This is a genomic window from Frankia sp. AgB1.9 (genome assembly GCF_016786355.1).
In the GTDB taxonomy this organism is placed as follows: domain Bacteria; phylum Actinomycetota; class Actinomycetes; order Frankiales; family Frankiaceae; genus Pseudofrankia.
In genome coordinates, this window is sequence record NZ_JADWYX010000078.1 from 1 (window position 1) to 16108 (window position 16108).

The window sequence follows — 16108 nt, forward strand, 5'->3', positions numbered from 1 at the left end:
CCGTTATAACCCTCTGGTCATCGCATCCGGCCCGACGACGGGCGGGCTCGGCGACGGCCCAGGCGAAGAATCGCGGGGGGGCCCCGCCCCCCCCCCCCCCCCCGGGGGGGCCGGGGGGGGGGCGCGCCGCGCCCGTTCCGCCCGTCACGCCCTATTCCCACTCGATCGTGCCCGGGGGCTTCGAGGTGATGTCGTAGACGACGCGGTTGACCTGCGGGACCTCGTTGACGACCCGGTTGCTGATGCGTTCCAGCAGGTTGGCCGGCAGCCGGGCCCAGCCGGCGGTCATCGCGTCCTCGCTGGTCACGGCACGCAGGACGATCGGGTGGCCGTAGGTGCGCTCGTCGCCCTGGACGCCGACCGACCGGACGTCGGCCAGCAGCACCGCGAACACCTGCCAGATCTCGCGCTCCAGTCCGGACCGGCGGATCTCGTCGCGCACGATCTGGTCGGCCGCCCGGACGATCTCGAGACGTTCGGGCGTGACCTCGCCGATGATCCGTACCGCGAGCCCTGGTCCCGGGAACGGCTGCCGCCAGACGATCTCCTCGGGCAGGCCGAGCTCCTCGCCGAGCCGGCGGACCTCGTCCTTGAACAGGGTCCGCAGCGGTTCGACCAGGCCGAACTGCAGGTCGTCCGGCAGGCCGCCGACGTTGTGGTGCGATTTGATCTTCGCGGCGTCGGGTGAGCCGGATTCGATGACGTCCGGATACAAGGTGCCCTGGACCAGGTACTCGATCCGGCTGCCGGCGGCCTCGGCGCGGGCCTCCAGATCGCGGGCGGCCTCCTCGAACACCCGGATGAACTCCCGGCCGATGATCTTGCGCTTCTGCTCCGGGTCGGTGACGCCCGCTAGGGCCGCGGCGAACCGGTCCGCCGCCTTGATGTGCACCAGCTCGACGCCGGTCGAGGCGACGAAGTCCCGCTCGACCTGCTCGGCCTCGCCGGCCCGCAGCAGGCCGTGGTCGACGAACACGCAGGTCAGTGCGTCGCCGACGGCGCGCTGCACGAGTGCCCCGGCAACCGCCGAGTCGACGCCGCCGGACAGCCCGCAGATCAGCTTCGCGTCGCCCACCTGGGCGCGGACCGCGGCGACCGCCTCGTCGACGATGTTGACCATCGTCCACGCGGGCCGGGCGCCCGCGCCGTGCAGCAGGAACCGGCGCAGCACCTCCATGCCGTGCTCGGTGTGCAGCACCTCCGGATGGAACTGCACGCCGAACAACCGCCGCCCGAGGTCCTCGAACGCGGCGACCGGCGTGGACCGGGTGTTCGCGGTGACCGAGAAGCCGGGCGGGGCCGCGCTCACCGCGTCGCCGTGCGACATCCAGACCTGCTGCTCGACCGGCAGGCCGTCGAACAGCAGGCCCGGCCGCGTGACCGAGAGCGTGGTCGCGCCGTACTCGGCGGTGTTGGTCCGGTCGACGGTGCCGCCGAGCGCCTGCGCCATCACCTGGTGGCCGTAGCAGATGCCGAGCACGGGAATGCCCGTGTCGAACAGCGCCGGGTCCACCTGGGGCGCGCCGGGGGAGTAGACCGACTTGGGGCCGCCGGAGAGGATCACCGCGCTCGGCCGGCGGGCCAGCAGTTCGGCGACCGGCGTGTTCCATGGCACGATCTCCGAGTACACATGGCACTCGCGCACCCGCCGGGCGATCAGCTGGGCGTACTGCGCACCGAAGTCGATGACGAGGGCCGTGTCGTAACCCGGGTGCGTCGACTGTGCCTGACTCGTGGAGCCCTGGCCTGCGGGTGCGTGCTGCCCGGTCGGAGCGTTCTGGTCGAACTGTGCGTTCTGACCAGAAGGAGCGGGCTGACCTGGTCGCGAGTCCGTCGGGCGGTTGGGCGGGCGGTTGGGTGCGCTCACCTGCCAAGTCTACGGAGCAGCGCCACCGGTCGGCCCGCGCCGGCACGTCGTCCACCGGAACACCGGACCCGCGACGGGCACGGGGCGGCGCGTCCCGGATTGCCAGATCGCGCGCATGTTAACAATACGTATCTGACCTGAAACTCTCGGAAACATCTTCCGATGAAGGTCGGCCATCTCGATCACATGGCTTCCAAAGCACTCCGTACGGTTATCGAGATCCACCGCGGTGGTGACGCTGACGGCATCCCTTCGGTCTTCCTCGGTGGCGACCGCGCCTCGGCCCCGTGATGTTCCGACGGCTGCGTGCCACCTACCCAGCGCGGCCGGGGCTCATGAAGTGCGCATCAGGCACACAACTCGTAGCTTCGTAGTACGTGGCGTAAGGTAGCCACCTTTCGGGCGGGAACTCGGTACCGCTATGGTGCCGACCGAGGGACATCCGGGTCCGATACCGGGCCATCCCCAGAACGCCCTGTTCCGGGGGGCCGGCGGAGAGGTTGCGAAGTACGTGCGCAGACAACCGATGGCCAGCAGCACGGGCATCGCCGCAGACCCGATGCCGATGCCGGCGCCGGGCGCTCCCGTCCTGGAAGACGGGGGCCGCGGTGAGCGCCCCGTTGTGGCTCGACCCCCCGACGGAGGTGGCGGGAGTCGCGGTGGCCGCGGCGTCCTGTCCAACCCGTCGAGCTGGCGGGTTCGTACCAAGCTGATCGCGATCCTCGCGATCCCGGTCGTTGCGATCATCGTCAACGCCCTGATCGACGCGAGTTCGGTGCTCACGAGTACTCGGGACATCAACCGGGTCTCGCACCTGATCACCATCGACCGCTCCGCACTCGACCTCGCGTACAACGTCGAACTTGAGCGCACCTTCACCGCTGAATATGTGGCCCTGCGCGCGATCAACCAGGCGCCCGCCTCGGACCCGGTCGTGGCCCGCCAGAAAGCGGTCGACGCCTCGTACAAGGCCTACCAGGATGTGGCCGACGGCAAGCGCGGGTCCTTCAGCCCCCAGGTCAACGAGGCGCTCGACGCGGTCTCGACGGGCCTTGACGGTCTGCCGACCAAGCGCGCGGCCATCGGGAGGCTGACCGATCCGGTCTCGGTCATGACCTCGTACGACTCCATGATCGAACCGTTGATCGACCTCGTCGGCCTCATCCCACAGGGCAACGACGACCGGCAGCTGGACAGCTCCGTCGACGCGACCCTGCACCTGGTCCGGGCGACCGACCTGCTCGCTCAGCAGCAGGCGCAGATCAACACCTACCTGGTGTCCGAACTGCCATTCACCAGTGACGAGTTCCGGTCGGTGCTGAGCACCGACGCCGAGCGCAACAACGAACTCGACCAGTTCGACAAGTCCGCGTCGCCGGCTCAGAAGACGCTGTATGAGCAGGCACTCGACCCGCGCCTGAACAACGACGTTTTCAACACCCTGAAGAACACCGACCGGGTGCTCAACTCGACGGTCTCCAAGCCGCTCAACGACGGACAGATCGACCAGATCGAGTCGACGAAGTGGCTGCAGAACACCCGTGCCATGATCACGGTGAGCTACAGCGTCGCCGACGGGATGCTCGATCAGATCAACTCGCGGGTCGGCACCCTGCGGCGCGGCATCGAGCGCCAGGCGATCTTCTCCGCCCTGTTCACCGTCCTGATCCTGGCCGCCGCGCTGATCATCACCCTGGTGGTCGCGCAGTCCCTGATCCGCCCGCTGTTCGCCCTGCGAACCGCTGCCCTCGACATCGCCGAGCGAAGACTGCCCGACGCCGTCCGAAGACTGCGAGATTCGTCCGAGCAGGTGATCGACGACGAGGTCGAGACGGTCGGTATCGACACCGACGAGGAGATCGGCGAGGTCGCCCGGGCGTTCGACCAGGTCCACCACGAGGCCGTCCGGCTGGCGTCCGAGCAGGCCGTGCTGCGGAACAACGTCAACGCGATGTTCGTCAACCTGTCCCGCCGTTCCCAGGGCCTCGTCGAGCGCCAGCTGCGCCTCATCGACGACCTGGAGAACCGCGAGCAGGACCCGGACCAGCTCGCCAACCTGTTCAAGCTGGACCACCTCGCCACCCGAATGCGGCGGAACAACGAGAGCCTGCTGGTTCTCGCCGGTACCGACACCGCCCGGCGCTGGACCCACCCGGTCCCGCTCAACGAGGTCGTCCTCGCGGCGATCTCCGAGGTCGAGCAGTACACCCGCGTCAAGCAGACGACCGCCGCTCCGGTGTCCATCGCCGGTAACGGTGTCAGCGACGTCGTCCACCTGATCGCGGAGCTGCTGGAGAACGCGACCTCGTACTCCCCGCCGGCGACCGACGTCGTCGTCACCAGCCACTCCCTCGGCCCCGGCGCCGGCGCCATGATCGAGATCGTCGACATGGGCATCGGCATGCCGGCCAAGGACCTGGAGCGGGTCAACGAGCGGCTCGCGAACCCGCCGGTCGTGGACGTCTCGGTGTCCCGGACGATGGGTCTGTTCGCGGTCGGCCGGCTGGCCGGCCGGCACGGCATCCGCGTCCAGCTGCGCGAGTCGCCCTCCCGCGGCATCACCGCGGTGATCCGGCTGCCAGCCAAGCTGGTCACCGGCGACGCCGTGGGCGGCGGGACGGGCCCAGGGTCGCAGCGCCCGGGTGCGCAGACGGCCATCAGCCGGCCGGGCGCTGACGCCGGGTCCCGGCCGAGCTTCGGACCCTCCGGGCCCGGCTCGGGTCGGCCCGAGCTGGGCGCTGGACCGGGAGGCCCCTCGACCGGGCCGGTCCGCCAGGCCTTCGGCGCCCCGCAGCAGTTCGGCCCCGGCCAGGAGAACGGCCGCGGCCGGCCGCAGCCAGACGGGTACGACGAGCCGGACGAGCGGTTCGGCCCGCCGAGCGGCGCGCTGCCCGCCATCGACTCCGGTCGGTTCGGACCCCCGCCGCTGGCGATCGGGCCCGGCAGCCAGCAGGGCGGCCCGAGGACCGGCCCGGTGCCGCTGCCGGCTCAGGAGCAGCCGCGGTACACCGAGGAGGACACCCAGCGGTTCGGCTCCTTCCCGGGAATGCAGCCGGGGACCGGCCCGAGCCAGCAGCGCGGCTACCAGCCCGAGCGCGAAGAGTCACGGTCGGACGAGCCCCGGTACGAGGAGCCTCAGTTCGAGGAGCCTCGGTTCGACGGGCCCGGGTACGACGACGATCGGCGTAACCCGCGGACTGGCCCGGTCGACCTGCGGGAGTCGTGGAGCGGCGAGTTCCCGGCGCAGCGCCCGGTCAGCCCGGACTCGCTCGACCACACCGGCCCGCTGCAGCGCCCGGGCACCAGCCCGCTGCCGATGCCCGACCGCGCTCGCCAGCGCGACAACGGCTACCAGGGCGACAACGGCTACCAGGGCGAGCCCGGATACCAGGGCGACAGCGGTTACCAGGGTGCCAGCGACTACCAGGGCGACCCCGGCTACCAGAACGGTGCCGGCTACCGCGAGCCGGCGCAGCCGGACCTGCAGGAGAACGTGTTCGCCCGTCCGGCGCACCGCCCGGAGCCGGAGCCCGTGGACGTGCCGCGGCCTCGCTGGGAGGAGCCGACAACTGGCGGCTACGCCCGGCCGCGGGTGGAGGACACCGGCGAGCTGTACGTCGGCGAGGGCGAGGACGTCGACACCACTCCGATCTTCGACTCGGTCTCGGCCTGGTTCCAGCGCCGTTCGCCGAGCGACGAGGCCCGGCGTGGCCCCGACCCGGTGGTCGAGAGCACCCCGCCGGCCGCGTTCGCCCCGCCGGCCGCGTTCACCACGCCACCGGCCGCGTTCACCGCGCCCCGCGCGTCCGCGGGCATGCGGGTCATGGGTAACGGCGGGTTGGGCGACAACCAGATGCAGCGTCCCGAACCGGCGCCGGCACCGGCGCCAGCCCCAACACCGATGCGTCCGGCCGCCGGGCTGCGCACGGACAACGGGATGGGCGGCGGCACCGGCCCGAACACCGGCGGCCTGAACACCGGTGGTCTCAACGGGGGCGGCTACCGTCAGCCGGCCGCCTACACGGAGCAGCAGACCGGGCCGCGCCCGGCCGAGCCGCCGCTGCGGGGCGCTGAGCCACCACTGCCCGTGCGGGGCGCTGATCCGCCACTGCCTGTGCGTGGCGTTGACCCGTCACTGCCCGTGCGGGGTGCGGATCCGTCACTGCCCGTGCGTGGCGGCGGCGAGCCTCGCTCGTGGGAGTCGGCCGGCGACGCCGGCTGGCAGGCAGCGGAGGCGCTGCGACAGCCGGCTGGTGACGAGCAGAACTCGACGACCAAGTCGGGCCTGCCGCTACGGGTGCCGATGACCCACCTAATCCCCGGCAGCGCTGAGCCGGCCAGTAATCGCAAGAACCCGCCGCGGCCAGCTGACGCCGCGACCAGATCCCCTGAAGCGGTTGGCGGGCGTCTTGCCAGCTTCTACCAGGGTGTCCGGCAGGGACGGGACATGGGTGCCGAGACGAGAAGCGCCCACCGCGACGGGCAGGAGGAACGGTGAGACCGGTGGTGAGCGCCGAGGCGCAGAACCTGAACTGGCTGATCAACAATTTCGTCGACCGGGTTCCAGGTGTGGCGCACACCGTCGTGGTCTCCGCGGACGGTCTCCTGTTGGCTGTCTCCGACGGCTTCCCGAGGGACCGCGCCGACCAGCTGGCGGCAGTCTCGTCCGGTCTGGTCAGCCTGACCCAGGGTGCCGCTCGCGTCTTCGAGGCCGGGTTGGTCACCCAGACGGTCGTCGAGATGGAGCACGGCTTCCTCTTCATCATGGCGATCAGCGACGGGGCGAGCATGGCGGTGCTCGCCGCGCCGTCCTGTGACATCGGCCTGGTCGGCTACGAGATGGCACTGCTGGTCAGCCGGGCCAAGGCGGTCCTTACGCCCGCGCTGCGCCAGGAGTTGCAAGGGACGCTCCCACGATGACCGGGCGTATCGCTGACGCGGTGATTCCATCCGAGGTGAGGGAGATGCCAGCGTGAGCGAAATGGGGGGCCCGCCGGGACCAGTCGTCCGGCCGTACGCCATGACCGGGGGTCGTACCCGGTCGCGTTACGAGCTCGCCATCGAGGCGCTCGTCATCACCACCCAGTACGGCGAGGAACGCGCGATCGGCCTCAGCCTTGAGCAGCAGTCCATTGCTGCCATGTGCCGCCAGGTCCGTTCAGTGGCCGAGATCGCCGCCGGCCTGCGAGTGCCCCTCGGAGTCGCGAGGGTGCTCGTCGGCGACATGGCGGACGAGGGCTTCGTCCGCGTACACCAGCAGCCGGACCGCGACGAGGCGCCGGATCTCGCGTTGCTCGAAAGGGTTCTCAGTGGCCTACGAAAGCTCTGACCACAGACGCGTCAACTCATCGATCGCGACCACCTCGGTCAAGATCGTCGTTGCCGGCGGTTTCGGCGCGGGGAAGACCACCTTCGTGGGCTCCGTCTCGGAGATCGTGCCGCTGCGCACCGAGGCCGTCATGACGGAGGCCGGCGCCCACGTCGACGACCTGACCCACCTGGTCGACAAGACCACGACCACGGTGGCGATGGACTTCGGCCGGGTGTCGCTCGACGAGGACCTGATCCTCTACCTGTTCGGGACGCCGGGGCAGTACCGGTTCTGGTTCATGTGGGACGACATCGTCCGCGGCGCGATCGGCGCGATCGTGCTCACCGACACCCGCCGCCTGGCCGACTGCTTCGCCGCCGTGGACTACTTCGAGCAGCGCCAGCTGCCGTTCGTGATCGGTCTGAACTGCTTCGACGGGGTGCTGCGGCACTCGATCGAGGACGTCCGCGAGGCGCTGCAGATCAGCCCGTCGGTGCCGATCATCACCTGCGACGCCCGTAACCGTGACTCGACGAAGACCGCACTGATCGCGGTGGTCGAGCACACGATGTCTCGCGCCGCCCTGCGCGCGTAGCTCCGGGGCGCCCGCGTGGGCGCGTCCGGGCGGGCCGTCGGCCGGCCCGGACATGGATGAGGGGGAAGGCAGTCGCCTTCCCCCTCATCCATGTCCGGAGCCCTGCGATCTGCCGTGGCCGGATCCGCTTGGCGTGGCCCGGGTCTGTGAGACCAGCCTGGCGGGCGCGCCGGAATAGCCCAGAATCGGCCCTGAGGGCCTCGCTGTGGCTCGCGTTACGGTTGTCCCGAACATGGACACCCAGTGGACGGTGAAGGCCGTCTCAGCGCCGCGCGGGCGCTGAGTGCCGCAGGCCTGGGCTAGGCGTCGTAGGTGATCGGGCCGAGCTGGCCCTGGTTCTGCAGCGCGTTGTTGCCGCTGCTGTTCACCTGGACGAGCTCGAAGGTGTAGCTGTCCTGGTGCCACCGCCACTGCGCACCGTTCAGCGGGATCGTGGCCACGTTCTGCGGCAGGCCCTCGCGGGCGCCGAACTTGACGTCGCCCAGGATCGTCCGCGCGGTGAGGCTCTTCAGCGCGGAGGCGATCGACTTCCGGTCATCGATCGAGTTGATCGCGCTGAGGGCCTGCGCGGCGACGTCGAACAGCGCCATCGACGCTCCGAGCTGCTGCGGCGAGGTCTGGCGGCCGGTCTCGGCGCGGTACTTCTGGCCGAGGTCCTTGGACGGCAGGTTGGTCACGAAGCTGCGGTTCGGGCTGCTTTCGGACCAGAACAGCTCGGTCGTGAGGTTGTTACTGACCTGGGCGCCGATGGTGCGCAGGTCGCTGTCGAACATGGCGGCCTTGGAGACCGTGATGATCTTCGGCTCGAAGCTCTTGGAACCCGCGTCTCGCTCGAACTGCGCGAAGTCCGTCTCGTCCAGGATGCCGGTGACGATCTGGACGTTCCCGGCCTGGAACGCCGAGATGATCGGCTTGAAGTCCTTGGTGCCCGGAGTGTAGAGGTAGTCCTGCTGGGTGCCCTTGCCGTCGAGCTGCTTCGGGTTGACCAGCTTCCAGTTGTTGTCGAGCCCCGCGCGGAACGGCAGCTTGGGGTGCGAGAACCACTGCCCGTCGACACTGTTCGGCCACAGCGCCCCGACGGTCCGGTTCGTCGAGACCCGGTCCCCCCACATCGACGAATAGGCCTGGTAGTAGTCATTCAGGCCGGCGAAGAAGTGGAAGGTCCAGTTGAACGGGTTCTTCAGGGTTATGTCGCCGCCGCGCGAGAAATACCAGGACTCCCAGGGCGACATCGTGGAGATGCACGGCACGCCGGCGACCTCGCACTGGTCCGCGACCGGGTTCACCGTGTCGGAGGTCGCGTCGACGAGGACGATGTCTACCTTGTCCTCGTAGATCAGCTGGGTCGCGGCCTTGGCGGCACGAGCGAAGGTCGACTGGCTGTCGCGGATGAAGATCTCGACCGGGTGGGTGGAGTTGCCGACCGCGATGCCGCCGTGGTCCTTGAACCAGGTGGTCATGTAGTCCGTGACGAACAGGTCCGTCGAGGCGAAGGCACTGAGCGAGCCCGACTGGGGTGTGACCACGCCGATCCGGACCGGCCGCACGCCGCTGGAGCCCTTGGAGCCGGAACAGGCGGCCAGAAAGCTCGTCGCGGGTGCGACGACCGCCGCGGTGCCGGCGAGCCGCAGCATCGCCCGTCGGTCGACGAACCGGAAGCCACGGGGCTCGGGCTCGGCCGCGCCGGCCGGGCTCGTAGCGGCCGGAATGACGTCTGCGCTGGCCTGGCTCGTCGTCATGGGCGTGGCGTCGTCGGCCACCCGCGGCTGGTCCGCGGCGGCGGCGGTGACCCCGGCAGCAGGGGCGCCGTTCGGCCGCTTCTTACCCGTAAGACGGTCAGACCTGTGCATGGCCCCTGATCCTGCCGCACCCCTGTCGAAACCCGGCGACTGGGTCCTTCGCGACGATTCGTCGCGGCCAAGAGGGCCGGTCGAGCGGTCGCCAGGACCGGGCGAAGCGGTCACTGATGGTCTCCGTCGAAACCTTTCGGTGACAGTTTGGCAACGTCTCGTCAAAATTAGTTGAGCTTGCAGAACATGGTGTTGCCCTTGGTGAGCGTCACGGTCGCCGTCACTCGGCCGCCGCCCTTGGGCCAGCCGGCAATGCTGGTCGCGATGTCGCCCTGCAGGGGGCCGGAAGAGAATGAGACCGACGCGATGATGTTGGATGCGTCGTCGTAGTTCGGCGTCGCGATCGCGTAGGCACCGGACTGACCGTTCCAGGTGTAGGTGCCGGTCGTCGCCGGCACGAGCAGAACGCTGGTCGTGCCGGCCGCGACCGCTGTGGCGCCCGCGGTCGCCGAGGCGCTCGCCGGCGGCCCCGCCTGGCAGATGTAGGTGCCGTCCACGAGCGCCTTGCCGATCTTGGCGTCCGGGTTGGTGCCGGCGGGGGAGGGCGGCGTGGTCGCGACGATGCTGCCGCCGCCTCTGCCGCCCCCGCCCCGGCCGCTGACGAGTACGTAGAGACCCAGCGCGACCAGTGCGAGGGTGACCGCCACCGCGAGCGGCCCGAGCCAGCCGTGCCGGAACCAGGTCAGCCGGTCGGACGAGTCACCGTGGGTGCCCCGCCGGGCAGTCGGCGCCTGCCTCGAGGCCACCTCGTCGTGGAGGTCCGACAGGTCCTCGGTGGCGAATCTGCGCCGGGTGCCGGTCGGGCCTCCGTTCGGCGCCGCCGAGGGTTCCTGGGCGTCCGCTGGGATGGCCGGCTCGAGCAGGTCGGCGAGGTCGTCGCGGACCGCCCGCGCGTCGTCGGGACGCTCGCCCGGACCGCCCCGGTAGCCGCCGGCCTGGCCAGCTGCCCCACCGCGGTCGGCCGGCGGCCCGCCGTTGCGGCGCGTCTCGTCCCGGCCCTGGTCGAGACCTGGCCCGGCGCCGGACCGTCCGGCGGTGTGGCGGCGCGGGCCCGTCCGTCCCGGCTGACCGGTCGTGGCCGGGCTGGTGGCACCCGGGCGCACGGGATCGAGCAGGTCTGTCGCGGGTGCGTCCGCGCGGCGCGGGCGAGGCTCGGGCGGCTGCTCGACTGGCCCGGGAGGCCGACTCGGGTCGGCTGTCGCGTCCCGGCCCGTCCGGCCGGCACCGATCGCCCGCGAAAGCACCGAGGTCATCTCGACCGGAGCCGGCGGCGACCCGACCTGCTCCGCGCTGCCGCGTCGGGGGGGGGCGGCCGCCGCCCCCGCCGGGGGGGGGGGCGGGCGGGGGGGGCCCCCGCCGCGGCCGGGGGCGGGCGGGGCGCCGGGGCGGGCCGCCGCGGGGGGGGGGGCGGGCCCCGGGCGCCGAACTGGGCCGCGCCTTGCCCCGGAGCGCCTTGCCCCGGAGCGCCGGCCGCGGACGCCCCGTTCTGAACAGAAGCCCCGTTCTGAGCGGCATCGCCGGCGGCGTGCTGGGAACCGCGCGCGGCCGGGTCGTTCTGGCCGTGACGGCGGGATCGACGTCCCGCACCCTGGCCGCGTGGTTCCCCCGGCCGGTTCGGCTGGCCGGCCGGCGCAGGCGCGGGCCCGGCGCTGCTTGCCGAGGGCTCCTGGCTGCCCCCTGTTCCCGGGAGCGCCAACTGCGCCGCCGGGAGACCCGGGGACGCTGGTGCGCCGGAATGCTGAGGCGGCGGGCCGGTCCGCGCCGACGTGATCGGCCGGGACGACGGCAGATCGCCCGTGCCGAGGGGATCGCGTGGGTCGATGACCGGACTGCCCGTGCGGCGCCGCCACTGGCCGTTCGCCCCGGGCTGGCCACCGGCCGGAGGCGCGGTGGGCCGCACCGGCGTCCGCCAGTCGCTCGACGCCGGATCGCCCACCGTCCCGCCGAAGCCCGGGACGGCCTGCGCCGGGTCACCGGAAGTGCCCCCCCAGGACGCCGGGGAGCCAGGTGACCGGACTGCGGGCGCCTGGACTGCCGGCACCTGGACTCCGGGCGCTTGGACTGCGGGCGCTTGGATGCCGGACGGCCCGGCTCCGGGCGCCTGGGCTCCGGGCGGCCGCGCGCCGGCCGGCTGGGTGCCCAGCGTCCGGCTGCCTGAGGACGCGACGCCTGAGGACGAGACACCCGGGGTCGCGAGGCCGGAGGCCGCGCCGCCGGCCGCGGCGGAGCCCGTCGCCGGGGGCGACGTTCTGGCGACCGGGTACGGATCGAAGCCTCCCGCCCGCCCGGCGGGTCCGTCCACCGTCGGCGTCCGCCAGGGTGATGCCGTGGCCTCGGGCGGGCTGGCCCTAATGCCCTCGCCGGGACGGTTCCCCCACGCGCTCGCCGCGTGGGCGCCGGCGTCGGTCGTGGGTACGGCGGGCTGGCCGGACGACGGCCCGGCGCTCGGCCGGGTGACGGGCAGCCCGCGGGCCGGCGTGAAGAAGATGTTCGGCGCCGCGCTGACGGGTGGCGCCGGGTCCGGGGCCGGCATGGGGGCGCTCAGCGGTGCGGCCACCGGCCCGGCAGCGGCGCCCGGCGTCTGGCGGAGCGGCCCGGGGCTCCAGGCCGTCGGGGCGCCGGCGACGGGGTGGGTGCGGCGGGGTGCGTCCGGCTCGCCGCCAACCCGGACGGAGCCGGTCACCGGTCCCAACCGGACCGGCCCGCTCACCAGGCTGGGGCGCTGGGGCCCGGGCTCGGCGGCCGTCCCACCGCTCGGCTGGGCGGGCCACGACCGAGCCGTCGGCGCCACCGGAGCCTGCGCGCTGGGGCCGTAGCCGGGCCTGGCCTGCGTGGGGCCCGGGGCCGGCTGGGCAGGTCCGACGTCGATCCCGGTGACCGACAGCCCGCTGTCCGAGCCGTTGCGGTCCCAGTTGCCGGAGCTGACGGCGAACGGGTCGACCACGCCGTCTGCCCGCGGCCGGGTCGCCGAGCCGCCGATGACCCAGTCGGTGTCGGTGCGGGTCCCGTTCGGGCGGGCTGACGACGTGGCCTCGTCGACCCGCTCGACCGCGAAGAAGTCGTCACGGTTCGCCGCCACCGACGGCCCAGGGCTGCCCGGCTGGCGCGCATGCGGCAGCCACTGGTGGGACCCCGCGTCCCACACCCAGGCGCCGTCGTCGCTCAGCAGGCGACCGCGGTCATCGGTGGGCAAGGCTGTGCACCCCTGGTCCGGTGCCACGCCGCATCCCGCGCGCGTGGAGTGAAGGTTGGAGCGGTCGGAGGCGGGGACGCCACAGGCCCCGACGAAGCCGACCAAAGGTTGCCAACCAGTATGACCTGCCCGTCGAGGCGGTGAGACCGCCCCATCCGGCGTTCGGTGGGCCCGTCCGGGGCAGGCGCCGCTGCTCCGCCCCGGACGGCCCTATCTCAGCGACTTGCAGGCGTCCTTGATCTCCTTGACGACCCGCTGACCGGTCGCCGAGGTGGGGTCGGCGTTGATGCGCAGGAAGTCCTCCTGGCTGTAGCCGGCCTCGAGTTTCTGCAAGGTGCAGTTGCAGTAGGCCTGTGCGCCGTTGCTCTGCTGGACGCACTGGTCGAGGTAGACCTTGCGGATGCTCGCGTCGTACTGGCGCGCGGCGGCGGCGGTTCCGCCAGCGGTGGTGGTCGTGCCGGACGAGCCGCTGCCACCGGTGGTCTTCAGCACGAGCACGACCGCGACGATCACGACGACCAGGACCGCCGCGCCGAGGGCGAGCATCCGGCCACGGGACGCCCGGACCTTGCCGACGAGGGCGCCGGCGGACCTGGCCCGGCCGCCGCGCTCGTCGTCCTCGTCCAGGTCGTCGTCGTCCTCGTCCTCGTCCTCGTCGTGCCCGGGGCCGCCGCGGCGGCCCGGATCGGCGCCGCCCATCCGGGCCAGGCCACGCAGCCGGCCGCGGGCCCCGGCGAGACCGCCCTGGTCGTCGGCGGCGTCCTCGTCGTCCTCGTCGTCGACGAGCAGGTCGTCGACGTCCCGGCCGAGGTCGTCGTCGAGGTCGTCACTGGGCCGGGCCATCCGCGGCCCGGTACCCGAGCCGGCCTTGGTGAAGGAGGACGTGCTGAACCGCCCACTGCCACCGCGGGCGCCGACGTCCGTCGGCAGCGGCCCGGTGGTGTCGACGCCCAGGACGGGGGCCGCCGCCCGGTTCATGGCGCTGCCCGGGCCGCCGTCGAGACCGTCCGCCCCTCGGGCGCTGCTCGGGCCGGTGCCGCCCGAGCCGGCCCGGCTCTGTGCCGGGCCGGTCGCGGGGCCCCGGCTCTGGCTGGGGCCGGTGCCCCCGCGCGCCCAGTTACCGGTGCTCGGGCCGGTGCCCAGGGGGTCGGCCCGGTTGAACGGCCCGGACAACGGGTCGGCCCGGTCGTAGCCGCCGCGGGCGGGACCGCCGGTGCCGAGCGGGTCCGCGCGGTCGTAGGGACCGGTTCCCAGCGGGTCCGCGCGGTCGTACGGACCGCCACCCGCGGGGTCGGGGCGACTGTAGGGACCGGTGCCCAGCGGATCCCTGGCCGACCAGGACCGGGACTGCCCGGTACCCGGTGCCGCGGGCGCGCCAGGGCCGCCCTGGCCCCGATCGGCGCCGCCGCGGGTCGGAGCCGCGCCGGCACGCCAGTTGGTACCGGTGTCCAGCGGGGTCGCGCCGGTCGCCGGATCCGCGCTGTAGCCGGACCCGGGGCGGCCGGTGGCGGACGGCTGCGGGTACGGACCGGTGGCCGGGGCCCAGGAGGCCTCGCGGCCGCCGCGGGGGTCAGCGCCGAACAGCGGGAAGCTGCCGGTCCGCGGCTCCTCGTAGCCCTGCTGGCCGGTGCCTGGGCGCCCGTAGCCGCCGGTCTCCGCCTGGGCAGGCCGATGACCGGCGCCGCCGGGGCCGCCAGGGCCGTATGCGCCGGTCCCGCCACCACCGCGGGCGGCGGAGGGGCCGGTCGGGCCGGCGGCCGGGGTACCACCGGGGCGTGACGTCGTCGGCTGCCAGGTCTGGGCGCTCTCGTCCCACACGTAGGCGCCGTCGTCGCTGACCCAGCGGCCGTGCTCGTCGAGGCGCATTTGTGATCCTTCGGGATGGAGACGGACGCTCCAAGGGTGCCACGTAGGGCCCGGCGTCGGCGCCGGGGGTACGCGCCGGCCATCTCAGACCCAGCCCAACGCCGCCCACAGCCGGCCCACAGGGTGCCCGGGCCAGGCCATCGGGTGGGAACCCGACCCTCGTGATCGACGAGGCGTGACCGGTTCGCGACGTCTAGTGCTGTCCGGGGTCGTCCGGGCCAAGCCTCAGCGCGACCACTGGCCAGCCGCGGCCGAGAGCATGATCTCCGCCTTCTGGAACTCCTTCAGGCTGGCGTAGCCCGTGGTGGCCATCGCGGCCCGTAGCGCGCCGGCGAGGCTGACGGTGCTCGCGGCGCCGCCCTGGTCCGGGCCGACGAGGATCTGCTCGAGGGTGCCGGCCTGCTCGACCGGCTGCCAGCCACCGCGGGGCAGGTCGGAGTGCAGGACGTCCATCGACCACATGCCGCCGTGGCCGGGTGCGTCGGTGGCGCCGGCGAGCACCCCGTCGACCATCACGGCGTCGGCGCCGCAGGCGACGGCCTTGGCGATGTCCCCGCCGGTCCGCAGGTCGCCGTGCGCGATCACATGCACGTACCGGCCGCCCGACTCGTCCAGGTAGCGCATCCGGGCGCCGGCGGCGTCCGCGATCGCGGTCGCCAGCGGCACCCCGATCCCGAGCTCGGCGCGGTTCGCGTCGCCGCCGCCGGTGCCGACTCCGACGATCACTCCGGCGGCCCCGGTGCGCATCAGGTGCAGCGCGGTGGAGAACGAGGCGCAGCCACCCACCAGGACAGGCATGTCCAGGTCACCGATGAACCGCTTCAGGTTCAACGGTTCGGTCCGGGTCGACTGGTGCTCGGCGGAGACCGCCGGGCCGTGGATGACGAGCAGGTCGACCTGGGCGGCGAGCAGATCGGCGCTCAGCGCCCTGACCTTCTGCGGCCGCAGCGCAGCGGCCGTCACCAGGCCCGCGTCCCGGACCTGGCCGACCCGCTCGGCGATCAGCTCGGGTCGGATCGGTGCCCGGTAGAGCTCGCGCAGTCGGCTCGTGGCCGCCCCCGCGGGCAGGCCGGCCAGCTCGGCGACCAGCGGCAGCGGGTCCTCGTGCCGGGTCCAGAGCCCTTCGACGTGCAGCACGCCGAGGCCGCCGAGCTTGCCGACCGTGATCGCGGAGTCCGGCGAGCTGACGGCGTCGGCGGCCGCCGCGACGATCGGCAGGTCGAAGTGGTACGCGTCCACCTGCCAGGCGAGCGAGACGTCCGCTGGGTCCCGTGTCCGCCGGGACGGGACGATCCCGACCGCCGCCAGGTCGTACCCGACCCGCGCACTCTTACCGATGCCGATCTCAACCTCAGCCAACGCTGGCCTTTCCTTCACGAGCGCACCAAGCGGAAATCCCGCCCCCGACCTACGGCCTGGCCATTCT

Annotated in this window: 11 protein-coding genes; 6 read left to right on the forward strand and 5 right to left on the reverse strand. The window is 72.7% G+C overall.

Features of this window, described 5'->3' with window-relative positions; genetic code table 11:
• Positions 1-151: 151 nt before the first annotated feature.
• Positions 152-1687, reverse strand: a complete 1536-nt coding sequence (gene guaA / locus I6A60_RS26820; RefSeq protein ID WP_203021189.1) for a glutamine-hydrolyzing GMP synthase — start codon at positions 1685-1687, stop codon at positions 152-154.
• A gap of 706 nt (positions 1688-2393) precedes the next feature.
• On the opposite strand from guaA, the gene I6A60_RS26825 reads away from it, so the two are divergent.
• The 4 genes from I6A60_RS26825 (at position 2394) to I6A60_RS26840 (ending at position 7773) form a co-directional block, all read left to right on the forward strand.
• Positions 2394-6365, forward strand: coding sequence for a nitrate- and nitrite sensing domain-containing protein (locus I6A60_RS26825; protein WP_238436313.1), 3972 nt, complete (start codon positions 2394-2396; stop codon positions 6363-6365).
• A gap of 8 nt (positions 6366-6373) precedes the next feature.
• Positions 6374-6787, forward strand: a complete 414-nt coding sequence (locus I6A60_RS26830) for a roadblock/LC7 domain-containing protein (protein ID WP_045879764.1) — start codon at positions 6374-6376, stop codon at positions 6785-6787.
• Positions 6788-6848: 61 nt separating this feature from the next.
• A complete protein-coding gene (locus tag I6A60_RS26835; protein ID WP_041261829.1) occupies positions 6849-7196 on the forward strand; it encodes a DUF742 domain-containing protein in 348 nt (115 codons plus the stop codon).
• Positions 7177-7773, forward strand: a complete 597-nt coding sequence (locus I6A60_RS26840; protein ID WP_013427276.1) for an ATP/GTP-binding protein — start codon at positions 7177-7179, stop codon at positions 7771-7773. The genes I6A60_RS26835 and I6A60_RS26840 overlap by 20 nt, the downstream gene beginning before the upstream one ends.
• A gap of 299 nt (positions 7774-8072) precedes the next feature.
• Here I6A60_RS26840 and I6A60_RS26845 read toward each other — a convergent pair whose 3' ends face one another.
• Both I6A60_RS26845 and I6A60_RS26850 read right to left on the reverse strand, forming a co-directional pair.
• Positions 8073-9623, reverse strand: a complete 1551-nt coding sequence (locus I6A60_RS26845; protein WP_203021175.1) for an ABC transporter substrate-binding protein — start codon at positions 9621-9623, stop codon at positions 8073-8075.
• Positions 9624-9790: 167 nt separating this feature from the next.
• Positions 9791-10876: a hypothetical protein gene (locus I6A60_RS26850; RefSeq protein WP_203055725.1), complete on the reverse strand. Its 1086-nt coding sequence runs from the start codon at positions 10874-10876 to the stop codon at positions 9791-9793.
• Between the two features lie 822 nt (positions 10877-11698).
• Between I6A60_RS26850 and I6A60_RS26855 the strand changes: the two genes are divergently transcribed.
• Complete coding sequence (locus I6A60_RS26855; RefSeq protein WP_203041847.1) at positions 11699-12439, forward strand: hypothetical protein; 741 nt, start codon at positions 11699-11701, stop codon at positions 12437-12439.
• Positions 12440-12496: 57 nt separating this feature from the next.
• Positions 12497-12868 carry a hypothetical protein gene (locus I6A60_RS26860; RefSeq protein WP_203017272.1) on the forward strand — a complete coding sequence of 124 codons (372 nt, stop codon included), beginning with the start codon at positions 12497-12499 and terminating at the stop codon, positions 12866-12868.
• Positions 12869-13026: 158 nt separating this feature from the next.
• Here the strand turns inward: I6A60_RS26860 and I6A60_RS26865 are convergent, their stop codons facing one another.
• Positions 13027-14682: a hypothetical protein gene (locus tag I6A60_RS26865; RefSeq protein WP_203055726.1), complete on the reverse strand. Its 1656-nt coding sequence runs from the start codon at positions 14680-14682 to the stop codon at positions 13027-13029.
• Positions 14683-14907: 225 nt separating this feature from the next.
• Positions 14908-16041 (reverse strand): GuaB3 family IMP dehydrogenase-related protein, encoded by a 1134-nt coding sequence (locus I6A60_RS26870; protein ID WP_203020112.1) that lies wholly within the window; start codon positions 16039-16041, stop codon positions 14908-14910.
• Positions 16042-16108: the final 67 nt, after the last annotated feature.

What these genes read in the sequence shown, in the direction of transcription:
- I6A60_RS26855 (WP_203041847.1), top strand. Translation starts at nt 11,699, where the DNA reads ATGCCGGACGGCCCGGCTCCGGGCGCCTGGGCTCCGGGCGGCCGCGCG.
- I6A60_RS26825 (WP_238436313.1), top strand. Translation starts at nt 2,394, where the DNA reads ATGGCCAGCAGCACGGGCATCGCCGCAGACCCGATGCCGATGCCGGCG.
- I6A60_RS26845 (WP_203021175.1), bottom strand. Translation starts at nt 9,623, where the DNA reads ATGCACAGGTCTGACCGTCTTACGGGTAAGAAGCGGCCGAACGGCGCC.
- I6A60_RS26865 (WP_203055726.1), bottom strand. Translation starts at nt 14,682, where the DNA reads ATGCGCCTCGACGAGCACGGCCGCTGGGTCAGCGACGACGGCGCCTAC.
- I6A60_RS26850 (WP_203055725.1), bottom strand. Translation starts at nt 10,876, where the DNA reads ATGACCTCGGTGCTTTCGCGGGCGATCGGTGCCGGCCGGACGGGCCGG.
- I6A60_RS26835 (WP_041261829.1), top strand. Translation starts at nt 6,849, where the DNA reads ATGGGGGGCCCGCCGGGACCAGTCGTCCGGCCGTACGCCATGACCGGG.